The 11,488-nt window shown below is 64.3% G+C and carries 11 protein-coding genes and 1 pseudogene; 6 read left to right on the top strand and 6 right to left on the bottom strand.

Translation table 11 applies throughout. The features are described from left to right. Positions 1-367, bottom strand: a pseudogene (locus VFA16_RS05800) (glycoside hydrolase); the annotation flags it as partial. A gap of 95 nt (positions 368-462) precedes the next feature. Then, positions 463-1,272: a DUF1906 domain-containing protein gene (locus VFA16_RS05795; RefSeq protein ID WP_324966901.1), complete on the bottom strand. Its 810-nt coding sequence runs from the start codon at positions 1,270-1,272 to the stop codon at positions 463-465. Between the two features lie 94 nt (positions 1,273-1,366). On the opposite strand from VFA16_RS05795, the gene VFA16_RS05790 reads away from it, so the two are divergent. The 3 genes from VFA16_RS05790 to VFA16_RS05780 all read left to right on the top strand — a co-directional run bounded on the left by VFA16_RS05790 (position 1,367) and on the right by VFA16_RS05780 (position 4,072). Further along, the gene (locus tag VFA16_RS05790) at positions 1,367-1,834 is read left to right on the top strand and encodes a nuclear transport factor 2 family protein (protein ID WP_324966900.1); all 468 of its coding nucleotides are present in this window, start codon (positions 1,367-1,369) and stop codon (positions 1,832-1,834) included. Positions 1,835-1,883: 49 nt separating this feature from the next. After that, on the top strand, positions 1,884-2,384 hold the full coding sequence (locus VFA16_RS05785; RefSeq protein WP_324966899.1) for a hypothetical protein: 501 nt from the start codon (positions 1,884-1,886) through the stop codon (positions 2,382-2,384). A 152-nt stretch (positions 2,385-2,536) separates the two neighbouring features. Further along, entirely contained in the window at positions 2,537-4,072 is a 1,536-nt protein-coding gene (locus tag VFA16_RS05780) for an LCP family protein (protein ID WP_324966898.1), read from the top strand. On the opposite strand, the gene VFA16_RS05775 is transcribed toward VFA16_RS05780, so the two are convergent. The 4 genes from VFA16_RS05775 to VFA16_RS05760 form a co-directional block, all read right to left on the bottom strand. Then, positions 4,069-4,935 carry an alpha/beta fold hydrolase gene (locus tag VFA16_RS05775; RefSeq protein ID WP_324966897.1) on the bottom strand — a complete coding sequence of 289 codons (867 nt, stop codon included), beginning with the start codon at positions 4,933-4,935 and terminating at the stop codon, positions 4,069-4,071. The genes VFA16_RS05780 and VFA16_RS05775 overlap by 4 nt on opposite strands. Continuing rightward, entirely contained in the window at positions 4,932-5,723 is a 792-nt protein-coding gene (locus tag VFA16_RS05770) for an SDR family NAD(P)-dependent oxidoreductase (protein WP_324966896.1), read from the bottom strand. Before VFA16_RS05770 ends, VFA16_RS05775 begins: the two co-directional genes overlap by 4 nt. 80 nt (positions 5,724-5,803) lie before the next feature. Further along, positions 5,804-7,417, bottom strand: a complete 1,614-nt coding sequence (locus VFA16_RS05765; protein ID WP_324966902.1) for an NAD(P)/FAD-dependent oxidoreductase — start codon at positions 7,415-7,417, stop codon at positions 5,804-5,806. A gap of 48 nt (positions 7,418-7,465) precedes the next feature. Next, on the bottom strand, positions 7,466-7,990 hold the full coding sequence (locus tag VFA16_RS05760; protein WP_324966895.1) for a nuclear transport factor 2 family protein: 525 nt from the start codon (positions 7,988-7,990) through the stop codon (positions 7,466-7,468). A 128-nt stretch (positions 7,991-8,118) separates the two neighbouring features. On the opposite strand from VFA16_RS05760, the gene VFA16_RS05755 reads away from it, so the two are divergent. The 3 genes from VFA16_RS05755 to VFA16_RS05745 all read left to right on the top strand — a co-directional run. Next, complete coding sequence (locus VFA16_RS05755; RefSeq protein ID WP_324966894.1) at positions 8,119-9,303, top strand: acyl-CoA dehydrogenase family protein; 1,185 nt, start codon at positions 8,119-8,121, stop codon at positions 9,301-9,303. An 8-nt stretch (positions 9,304-9,311) separates the two neighbouring features. Beyond that, positions 9,312-10,220, top strand: a complete 909-nt coding sequence (gene bphC, locus VFA16_RS05750) for a biphenyl-2,3-diol 1,2-dioxygenase (RefSeq protein WP_324966893.1) — start codon at positions 9,312-9,314, stop codon at positions 10,218-10,220. After that, a partial coding sequence (locus VFA16_RS05745; protein ID WP_324966892.1) for an FAD-dependent oxidoreductase occupies positions 10,217-11,488 on the top strand: 1,272 nt, incomplete at its 3' end. The genes bphC and VFA16_RS05745, both read left to right, overlap by 4 nt.

Below are 11,488 nucleotides of genomic sequence, written 5' to 3'. Positions count from 1 at the left end.
CCACCCGGATGGTGTGGACCTGTAACCCCTGCTCCGGTGCGATGCCGGCCGGTAACGCAAACAGGAATTGCTGCGCGGTGGTTGGCGCGCTTGCCGCCAGCATTTCTCGCTCCGCGGCTGTGGCGATGTGCGGCGCGTTGGCCGGCGCAGGTTTAGGGTCTTTCTGCGTTGTTGCCGGGACACCAGCCGCGCTGGTTGGCGCGGCTGCCTGGCCTGGCGGGATCCCGACGCAGCATGGATGCTTTGCGCCTTGAGCGACGAATATGGTGGCCGAGACAGCAATCGAGGCCGCCAATGCCAACCAGCGGCCCCGGCCGTTGGCTAGCAGGTCTCTGCTCACGGACAGCACCTTACTGTCGTGTCCCAATCGGTGTGGCCATTTTCGCCAGCTCTTAGTTGCAGGTAGACGACACTTTTGATACCGAAGCCGGGTGTTGTGAAGCCGCGCGATGAGGCTCGCTATTAGCGAGCGAAATCCCATTGACCAAAATCGGTCGCCAGGACGTCGTCAACGTCCACGTGTGTGCCGCCGAGCAATGGACCCGGGCTCGACGGCGTATTGATCACCGACTGATAAAGAACCGCCGCCGGCTCGCGCTCACCATGGGACCATGCGCTGGTCTGCCATGCCCACGAATGTCCCGCAGTGGTCGAGCGGCCGACTACGCCGTCTTTGATCGCCCACCCACACGCGCGGGAATGCCCATAGATGCCGGTGCGTCTCACGCCGAGTACCGAGTTGATTCCCCGAAACCATTCGGCGCCAACGTTTTTCCAGGTATTGAGGTCGATATCCTCGTCAATACTGAAGAAGATCGGTGCTGAGTCATCACCCCCGGCTGCAGCGTGCAGCCGTTGCGCAGTCTGGGCGTCCGCCACCCCACCTTGGTATCCACGGGTGTAATCCGACGGGTCAGGCCAACCGGGCTTGCCGTATTGGTAGTTGCTGACGATTTGAAGACCCGCTGCGCGGAGTGCGTCCGCGTATTGGCGCGTGACGGGTTTGAAATCGAAGTTCGCGCCGGGCCGCGACTCGGCCACATAGACCACGGCCCCGTCATAGCCCCCCGATTTGATCTGATCCACCGGCACCAAGTGCTCCGTAAAGTCGATCAACTTACCGTTGGCGGCTGACGCCTTATGCGCATCGAGTGTCGCGGCCAGCGTCCCTATGCTGAGCAAAACTGGTGCCCCAGAGGCATATTTCAGGACTTGGCGTCGGGAAACAGATCGCTGTCCGCCGCGTCCGGGTGGCGCGGTCGAATCGTGCATCGCGCGATGGTAACAAAATGAGGCCTTGGTGCTGGCCGCCAGCGCCCATGTACTACTAGCCCTAGACCGCACGCCTTCGAGGAAGGACAAGCAGATGGATGAGCCACGGCCACCGTTTCCGCCCTTCGACCTACAGAGCGCCATCGAGAAAGTCCAAGCTGCAGAAGACGCCTGGAACACCCGCGACCCCCACAAGGTCGCCTTGGCCTACACCCACGACAGTGTGTGGCGCAATCGGGACGTGTTCGTCGCCGGCCGTGGCCAGATTGTCGAATTCCTCACCGCCAAGTGGGAACGAGAACTCGACTACGCGCTTCGCAAAAGCCTGTGGGACTTCCACGCCAACCGCATTGCGGTGCGGTTCCAATACGAATGTCACGACGCCGCCGGCCAGTGGTGGCGCAGCTACGGCAATGAACTGTGGGAGTTCGACGACAACGGCCTGATGCTGCGCCGCGAAGCCAGCATCAACGACCTCCCCATCGACGAGTCAGAGCGCCGCTACTTCGGCCCCCGGCCCGCCGACGAACGCGGCCCCGGTCACGACATCCCGCTGCGCTAATCACCGCTTGGGTAAATCTGCATGCCGTTTCGGCCGATACTGTGAACGAATGATCCGCAGCAGCGGGCGCTGCACTCCATTGGCGTCAGCCACGTCGGCATTTGTCTGCTACACCGCCGTGATGCTGGTACTTGAGCGGCGCATGGGCCGCACCGGTGGGCCCGGCATCATTCCATTCGAGTTGGCAGGCAGCGCCGAGCGCGCCCACCGGATCATGTGCGCGTGGGGCGAGGACGGGCGGCGCGCCGCCCGATGGTCGTTGTGGCTCGACTTCGGCTACATGTTGACCTACGGCGCGATGACCGCACTGCTCGTCGACCGTGCACGTCGCCGACGCGGCCACAGCGCCGCACTGCCCCTGCTGGTCGCCCCGGCCGTTGCCGCAGATGCGGTCGAGGGCGTGTCCTTGCTTCGCGTCCTCTCGGGCTCCGCCGTCGCGGCCAACGCCCGTCGCGCCACAGCGGCCGCCCTGGTCAAATTCGGCTTCCTTATCACCGCCCTGGCCTACGTACTCGCCGACCGATTGACACCGCGTAATCGACGCTGCTAGCCGCGTATGAACCGGTCAGGGGCCTGTTCGGCTCCCTGTGAGCACCGCGTCCGGGGCCCACTGCCCCATACTGGAGGTCAAGAAGCGAGCGTCACCATCGCAATCGCGGTCGCCGGACTGGGCGGGACGCTCTGGGCAGAGTCGAGGTTGTCGTGGCCAAGCGAGCGGGCGGTAAAGCTCGCCATCGTGCGACTCCGGTGCGCTCACAGCTGCGCCGGAGGCTGGCCCGTGGCTGCTTGGCGCTGGTGTCGGCGGCGGCGGTGTTGCTGACCGGTGCGGGTTGGTGGGTGGCTCACGGCGCGCTGGGCGGGATCACCGTTTCGCAGGCGCTGGGTTCCGAGGACCCGCGCTCCAGCGGCGGGGCGATGAACATCCTGCTCATCGGCTTGGACTCGCGGAAAGACCAGGACGGCAACGACCTGCCGTGGGCGATCTTGAAGCACCTGCACGCCGGAGATTCCGATGCCGGCGGCTATAACACCAACACGCTGATCCTGGTTCACGTCGGCGCCGACGACCGGGTGGTTGCCTTCTCGATCCCCCGCGACGACTGGGTGCCGTTCAGCGGGGTGCCGGGATACAACCACATCAAGATCAAGGAGGCCTACGGGCTCACCAAGCAATACGTCGAGCAGAAGCTCGTCGACAAAGGGGTTGGCGACCAGAAAGAACTGGAGACCAAAGGCCGCGAGGCTGGTCGGGCGGCGACCTTGCGGGCGGTGCGCAACCTCACCGGTGTTCCGATCGACTACTTCGCCGAGGTCAACCTGGCGGGCTTTTACGATCTCACCCAGAGCTTGGGCGGCGTGCAGGTATGCCTCAAGCACGCCGTCTACGACGAGTATTCCGGCGCCGATTTCCCGGCGGGGCGCCAGACACTCAACGCCGAGCAGGCACTCTCGTTTGTCCGGCAGCGCCACGGCCTGGAAAACGGTGACCTCGACCGCACGCATCGCCAGCAGGCATTCCTGTCCGCGGTTGTGCGCCAACTGCAGGATTCCGGCACCCTCACCGATCTGAGCAAGCTCAAGAGCTTGATCGCGGTGGCCCGCAAAGACGTGGTGCTGTCCGCCGGCTGGGACGAGAACCAGTTTCGCCGGGTAGCCGCGCTTGCGGGCAGCAACGTCGAATACCGGACCCTGCCGGTAGTGCGTTATGACAACATCGACGGCCAAGACGTCAACATCGTCGACCCCGCTGCGATCAAGCGCGAGGTGGCGGCGGCGTTCGGCATCAGCGAATCCACCACTTCCACGACCAGCGGGCCGAACCCATCGACCGTCGTCGACGTCGTCAACGCCGGCAGTGCCTCCGGAACCGCCAGCAAGGTGTCGCGCACATTGCGCCAACACGGCTACACCGCCGGCCAGGTGCGCGACCGGACACACGGCGAACCTACCGATACCACACTGGCTTACGGTGCTGCCGCGGCAACCGATGCGCACACCGTGGCCGATCTGCTGGGTATCGACGCTCCCGACCATGCTGACACCACGCTGGGGCCTAACCGGATTCGCGTGGTGGTCGGAGACGACTACACGGCGCCGTCATCGTCGCTCTCCAATGAAACTACCACCAGCTCAACGATTTCCGGCTCGTATTACAAGTCACAGGCCGCGACCTCAACCGAGCCCACGCCTGATCGGGGAGCACCGATTGACGGCGGCGGTGTGCCCTGCGTGAACTAACCAGCCTTGCGCGCCAAAAAGCCGAGAACGATGCTGACGAACGCGTCCTTCGCCTCGATCATCGTCCAGTGGCCGCAGTTGGGAAATACATGTAGCTCCGCATTCGGAATGGTTTGCATCGGGATCAGCGCCATGTCCAGCGGGCTCACCCGGTCGTCGCGGCCCCAGGTGATCAGCGTCGGCGCCTTGAGCCGATGCATGATCGCCCAGGGCTGCGGGCCTTTCGACGCCTCCATGGCCTTCGTCAGCTGAGTGAAAGCCTCCTTGCCATACATCCGCCGGGCGGCCGCCAGTGTCCTGGGGTCGGTGGCGTGCCGCCAGCGCTCTTCGATCAGTTCCTCGGTTACTACCGCCGGGTCATACACCATCGAATGCAGCCATCGGATCAGCCGTTCACGGGTGGGGTCCTCGGTGAACTCCTGCAGCAGCCGAATGCCTTCGGGTGGACCGGGACTGAAGATGTTGCGGCCGATGCCGCCGATGGTCACCAGACGCCGCACCCGGTCGGGGTTGGCAATCGCATAGTTGATCGCCACCGCGCCGCCCATCGAGTTGCCGACAATGTCGACAGCATCCAAACCGAGCCGGTCGAGAAACCGCACCACCGCATCGAATGCGGTGAGCATCGGATGCCCGCCGAAGTCGTCGCTGACCCCGAAACCGGGGAATTCCAGGACCAGGCAACGGTATTGCTCGGCGAACTCGCCGAGCACTCCACGGAAGTTGCGCCACCCCGTTACGCCCGGCCCAGAACCGTGCAACATCACCAGCGGTGCGCCCTCACCGGCCTCGTGATACCGCAGCACACCCGCATCGGTCTCGATTTCTCGCAAGGTGGCCTCGTAGCTGACGTCAAGCGTCATGCGTGGGTACCGCCGTCGATGCGGATCTCGGTGCCGGTGATAAACGCACCGTCCTCGGACACGAGCATGGCGACCACGCCGGCGACCGCAGCGGGATCGCCCATCCCTGCGCCACTGGATTCCAGCGTGGTGGGCAGAATCGGCGAGAGCCGGCCGAACAGTGACCAGTCGGCGTCGGAGGGGATGTATCCTGCTGTGGCATCAGTGATTCCGGACTTGATGCTGCCCGGTGCAACGGACACCGCACGCAAACCTTTACTGGCGTATTCGAGCGCTAGCGCATGGGTGAAGGACTGAATACCGCCCTTGCTCGCGGCATATGCGGCCATGTACGGGTGCGCGAAAGACGCAGACGTGGAGCTGAAGTTCACGATGGTGCTGCGCGGATTCTTCAGCAGCGCCGGAAGCGACTCGCGGACCACCAGGAAGGTTCCGGTCAGGTTGACGTTGATGATTTGGTTCCACAGCTCTGTACTGGTCTGGTGGGTATGTGAGGCCCGCAGCATGCCTGCCGCGTTGACCAGCGTCTCGAGGCCACCCAACGCGTCAACGGCCGACCGCACGCCCTGCTCCACTGACTTTTCGTCGCCGACGTTCATCTCCACAGCGGTGAAGCGGTCACCGGATCCTGCTTCCTCAGCCTGGCCGCGGGTTTTCTCCAGACCGTCCGCCGCGATGTCGGCGCCGACCACCGCCGCGCCTTCGTCCAGCAGCCGCAACACGGTGGCCTGCCCGATGCCTGAGGCGGCGCCGGTTACCAGGATTCGGTTGCCCTCAAGTCGCTTCATCTCTACTCCCGTCTGGTTGCTGGCACATAACGTATTTGACAGTCAGCCCAGCGGTCCAGCCTCCGTCCTCAGTCCGGACATCAGGACGTCTTGATCAGGTGGAAACCCTTGTAGCCGGCCCCGGCCACCTGGGCACAGATGTCGTTGTAGACAGCGAATCCGCCAACGAACAACATGAATACCCGCGGCTTACCGGGAACGTTGGCACCCATGTACCAGGAGTTGGCCTTCGGGAAGAGCGTTGCCTCGGCGCGCTGGGCGCACTCGGCAATCCAGCTGTCCACCGCTTCCGGGGTGGCCTCGATGGCGGTGTAGCCGTGCTCGTCGAGATACGCGATGCAGTCGGCAATCCAGTTCACCTGAGCCTCGGCATGCAGCACCATGTTGGCGAGCACGCCCGGCGCGCCCGGCCCGGAGACGATGAACAGGTTCGGGAACCCGTCCACGCCGAGACCGAGATACGTGCGCGGACCATCCTTCCAGTCCTCGGCAAACAGTTCCCCGCCGCGGCCGACGATGTCGACCTTGGCTAATGCGCCCGTCATCGCGTCGAAACCGGTAGCCAAGACGATCGTGTCGACGTCGTAATGCGCGTCGGTGGTGTTGGTTCCGGCTGTGTCGATCGACTCGATCGGTGTCTTGCGCACGCTGACCAGTTCGACGTGCGGTTTGTTAAAGGTCTGGAAGTAGTTGGTGTCGGTGCAGATACGCTTGGTCCCAATGGGGTGATCGTTCGGAATCAGCAGGTCGGCGACCTGCGGGTCATCGATGACCGCCCGGACCTTCTCCTCGTAGAACTTCCTCGCCTCCTCGTTGGCGGCTGGTTCGATCATCTGATCAGGGAAGGTCTTGGAGAACAGGACACCGCCTAGCTGCCAACGCTTTTCGAAGGCTGCCCGACGCTCCTCGGGCGATGCGTCCATTGTCTTTTTGGAATGCGGGATGTGAGGTGAGCCGCCGCCGCTGCGCCACGAAAGCCTGCGCCGCTCAGCGTAATTCGCTTTGATCTCAGCCATTTCCTGGGCGGTCAGCGGCTTGTTGCCGGCTGGAACGCTGAAGTTGGGCGTCCGCTGAAATACGTAGAGTTGCGCAGCCTGTTCGGCGATGACCGGAATCGATTGGATGCCCGAGGAACCGGTGCCGATCACCGCGACGCGCTTCCCCGCGAAATCAACAGGTTCATGCGGCCAATGGGCGGTGTGGTACACCTCGCCCGCAAAGCTCTCCAGTCCGGGGAAATCGGGCGTCAGCGCCGCGGACAGTGAGCCGGTGGCCATCAGGCATAACCGGGCAGTGACGGCGTCGCCGGTGTCGGTGGTTACCGTCCAGTGCAGCGTTTTCTCGTCGAGGACCGCTGAGACGACCCGGGTGTTGAAAGTGATGTCCTTGCGCAGGTCGAGTTTATCGGCGACCCAGTTGATGTAGCGCAGGATCTCGGCCTGGGTGGCGTACTTCTCGGTCCAGTTCCACTCCTGCTGCAGCTCATCGGAGAACGAGTAGCAGTAGTCGACACTTTCGACGTCGCAGCGGCAACCGGGATACCGGTTGAAGTACCAGGTGCCACCGACGTCGGAAGCGGCTTCGAACACCCGCACCGACAATCCCTGCGAGCGCAGTTTGTGCAAGGCATACAGGCCGGCAAATCCGGCACCGACAACCACGGCATCAAGGGTCACGACGGGACAGTAGGCCATGTCGTCCACGCGCAGGTACTCCCATTCCCGGTCATCGGACGCTCAGCCTTAGAGCCGGTCACCCAAGAACGAGTCGAATCCCGGCGTGCTCTGCACGCGGAGTCGAGTCAGTCTGCGCGCGCTGATGAGCCATCGACCGTCGACCTTCCGATATTCCTCGTGGTAGTGGCCGTAGCCATGCAAGCTGTGCTCGCGGTCGCCGTTGGTCCACCACAACCGGTCCTCCATCGCCCACACGCCGCGTGCGGTGGTGTCCGATGTCAGCACAATTTCAGGCGTATGGCCGTGATGGACGCTGGTGATCCGCACCGGACCATCGAGCAGCGCGCGGATCGTCGCCGTCAGCCGTTGCCGCCCGACGACGACGTTCTTGCCGTCGGTGACGGGCCGCTTGTCGTTGGGCAGTCCTCGCCACGAGTCGCTCACGATGTCCTCGGTATGGAAGTCGCCGTAGTGATCCCAGTCCTTGGTGTCCATGCAGCGCAGGCGACCAGCGAACAGCTTCTTGATCTCCTCGATCGCGATTAGCTGCTCGGCTGGCGTCAGGGTGAGTTGGTTGCTGGATCGGCTCATGCGGCGACGATACTGTGGGGCCCCGCGTGGAAGCGCTCACAACTTTTCCGCTCACCGGGATCGTGAAAGATGTAATCATCACCGGCAAGAGACCATCGATGGCGGGCCCTCGACGTAAGGACGACAGCATGACCGAGCGGGTAATCGACCGGGTAATGGCGATGGCGGATCAGTTGCGCAGTCAGGCCGCAGAAGCCGAAAAAATTGGCCGGCTGACCGACGATACCGTCAAGCTGATGAAGGGGGCCGGTCTAATCCGGCTGCTGCAAACCAAGCAGTACCAAGGTTTTGAGGCCCATCCCCGCGAGTGGGCCGAGACGGCGATGGCAACCGCGGCGCTGGATCCGGCCGCCGGCTGGATCGTCGGCGTAGTCGGCGTGCACCCTTACCAATTGGCCTACGCGGACCCAAAGGTGCCCGCCGAGATCTGGGCCGACGATGTCGACACCTGGATGGCCTCCCCGTACGCGCCGCAGGGTGTGGCCAAGCCTGTCGACGGCGGCTATATCTTCAACGGCCGCTGGCAGTTCAGCTCCGGCACCGATCATTGCGACTGGATCATCCTGGGTGCGATGCTCGGCGACGAGAACGGTGTGCCGCTGATGCCGCCCAAGATGCTGCACATGGTCCTGCCGCGCAGTGACTACGAGATCGTCGAGGACTCGTGGAATGTAGTGGGGCTGCGCGGAACGGGCTCCAAGGATGTGATCGTCAAGGACGCGTTCGTCCCGAGCTACCGGACGATGGACGCGACGAAGGTTATGGACGGCACCGCCCAGCGTGAGGCCGGCATGACCGAACCGCTGTATCTCATGCCATGGTCGACGATGTTTCCGCTGGGCATCTCGGCGGCGACGATCGGCATCGCCGAGGGAGCGCTCGCCGCGCACCTGGACTACCAACGGGAGCGCGTCGGAGCTACCGGAACCGCCATCAAGGACGACCCCTACGTCATGTATGCGATCGGCGAAGCAGCAGCCGACATCAACGCCGCTCGCCAGGAGTTGCTGGCTAACGTCGACCGCATCTACGACATCGTCGCTTCGGGCAAGGAAGTGTCGTTCGCGGACCGCGCGGCCGGTCGCCGCACGCAGGTACGTGCGGTGTGGCGCGCGGTCTCGGCGGTCGACGAGATCTTCGCGCGCTCAGGGGGCAACGCGGCGCGAATGGACAAACCGCTGCAACGCTATTGGCGTGATGTGCACGTCGGCCACCTACACGCCATCCATGTCCCCGGCACCACCTACCACGCGTCGGCGCTGAGTTCGCTGGGCATAGATCCGCCCGAGGGCCCGCTGCGGGCTTTGATCTAGGAGTAGTCGTGACCGACTTTAAAAGCCTTGGATACGTGACCATCTCGACTAACGACATCGAGCGCTGGCGGCATTTCGCCTTCGGTGTCTTGGGTTTCGCCGAAGGCAAGGGGCCTGACCCGTCGGCGCTGTACCTGCGGATGGACGAGCGCGCGGCCCGGCTGATCGTGGTGCCCGGCGAGACGGACCGCGTGCTCACGGTCGGCTGGGAAGTGCGCGACCACCCGGCACTGCAGCGGGTCAAAGCGGCTCTCGACGGCGCCGGGGTGGCGTTCAAACAGCTGTCCACCGACGAGGCCGAGGCCCGCCGGGTGGAAGAGGTGATCACCTTCGAGGATCCCGCCGGTACCACGCTCGAGGTGTTTCACGGTGCAGTGCTTGACCACAGCCCCGTCGTCACCCCGTTCGGGGCGAAGTTCGTCACCGGCGACCAAGGCATGGGCCACGTCGTCGTGCCGGCCACCGATCCCAACGGGCTGTTCGACTTCTACACAGAGGTACTGGGTTTCCGTTCCCGCGGCGCGTTTCGGGTACCGCTACCGAAAGAGTTCGGCCCGGTGCGGGTGCGCTTCCTGGGCGTCAACGAGCGCCACCACAGCCTGGCCATCGTCCCGGCCGCACATCAGCGCGACCCCCGCCTGGTCCACATCATGGTGGAAGTGGACAGCCTCGACACGGTGGGGCAAGCGCTGGACCGCGTCAACGCCGAGGGGTTTCAGCTGTCCTCGACGCTCGGCCGGCACACCAACGACAAGATGGTGTCGTTCTACGTGCGCGCGCCCGGCGACTGGGACATCGAGTTCGGCACCGACGGCATGCGTGTCGACGAAACCTATTACACCGCAGAGGAAATCACTGCCGATAGCTATTGGGGCCATCAGTGGGTCGGTGAGATGCCTGCAGCAATGCGCCTATGACGGGTGGCACCGACGTCTATCCAGTCCCGGCCTCGTCGATCGGCACATGGGACAACGAAGCCGACGTCGTCATCGCCGGATACGGGGTAGCCGGCGGGGCCGCCGCGGTCGAAGCCGCCAGATCCGGTGCCGACGTCCTCGTGCTCGAACGCACCAGCTCGTGGGGCGGGGCCGCGGCCATGGCCGGTGGGTTCATCTACCTCGGCGGCGGCACACCGCTGCAAATGGCTTGTGATTTCGACGATTCCGTCGACAACATGGCGGCCTTCCTCAATGTCGCGATGGGACCCGGCGCCGACGAGGACCGCATCGCCGACTATTGCGCCGGCAGCGTCGATCACTTCAACTGGCTGGTCGACTGCGGTGTGCCGTTCAAGGCGGAGTTCTTTGCCGAGCCGGGTTGGGAGCCGTTGGGTGACCAGGGCCTGATGTACAGCGGCGGTGAGAACTCGTATCCGTTCAACACGATCGCGACTCCCGCGCCGCGCGGCCACGTCCCGCAGATGTCGAACAAAAAACAAGGCGAGGCAAGCGCCGGCTACATGCTGATGAAACCGCTCGTGGAGACCACCACCGCAGCGGGAGCACGGGCTGTCTACGACGTGAGGGTGCAGCGACTGGTCGTCGCATCCGACGGCCGAGTAGTGGGAATGTGTGCCCGCCAGTACGGCAAGGATGTGACGATACGCGCGCGTCGCGGCGTTGTGCTCGCGACGGGCAGCTTCGCCTACAACGACGCCATGGTTGCCCAGTACGCCCCGCGGATCGCCGGACGTCCGGCCGCATCGATCGAGCAGCACGATGGTCAAGCCATCAGGATGGCGCAGGCGCTCGGTGCGGATCTGGCCCACATGGACGCCACCGAGGTGGCGATTTTCATCGACCCGCAGCAATTGGTGCGCGGCATCCTGGTCAACGGGCGCGGTCAGCGCTACGTCGCCGAGGACACCTATCCGGGGCGCGTCGGCCAGCTCACCCTCTACCACCAGGACAACACCGCATTCCTCATCATCGACGAGGCCGCGCAGAACGAGGCGATGGCGTCACTCTCGCCTCACTTGATGCTGCGTCCCCCAACGTGGGTGTGCGAGACCGTCGCCGAGCTAGAAGACGAGATGGGCCTCGCGCCGGGCTCGCTGCAGGCCACCGTGGCCGCCTACAACGACGGCGCCGCGCGCGGCCAGGATCCGCTGCTGCACAAGAAGTTTGAGTGGTTGCGCCCGCTCGGGTCTCCGGTCGGCGCGATCGATCTGCGTGAAAGCACCGGC

It is taken from the genome of Mycobacterium sp. (assembly GCF_035653355.1).
GTDB lineage: Bacteria > Actinomycetota > Actinomycetes > Mycobacteriales > Mycobacteriaceae > Mycobacterium.
Note: the sequence above shows the minus strand (reverse complement) of the source record. Positions and strands in the feature narration are given on the sequence as shown.

Bases quoted from the DNA above. Each gene is read 5' to 3' on its own strand.
- VFA16_RS05760 (WP_324966895.1), bottom strand. From the start codon at position 7,990: ATGAGCCGATCCAGCAACCAACTCACCCTGACGCCAGCCGAGCAGCTA.
- VFA16_RS05765 (WP_324966902.1), bottom strand. From the start codon at position 7,417: ATGGCCTACTGTCCCGTCGTGACCCTTGATGCCGTGGTTGTCGGTGCC.
- VFA16_RS05755 (WP_324966894.1), top strand. From the start codon at position 8,119: ATGACCGAGCGGGTAATCGACCGGGTAATGGCGATGGCGGATCAGTTG.
- VFA16_RS05775 (WP_324966897.1), bottom strand. From the start codon at position 4,935: ATGACGCTTGACGTCAGCTACGAGGCCACCTTGCGAGAAATCGAGACC.
- VFA16_RS05790 (WP_324966900.1), top strand. From the start codon at position 1,367: ATGGATGAGCCACGGCCACCGTTTCCGCCCTTCGACCTACAGAGCGCC.
- VFA16_RS05785 (WP_324966899.1), top strand. From the start codon at position 1,884: ATGATCCGCAGCAGCGGGCGCTGCACTCCATTGGCGTCAGCCACGTCG.
- VFA16_RS05795 (WP_324966901.1), bottom strand. From the start codon at position 1,272: ATGCACGATTCGACCGCGCCACCCGGACGCGGCGGACAGCGATCTGTT.
- VFA16_RS05770 (WP_324966896.1), bottom strand. From the start codon at position 5,723: ATGAAGCGACTTGAGGGCAACCGAATCCTGGTAACCGGCGCCGCCTCA.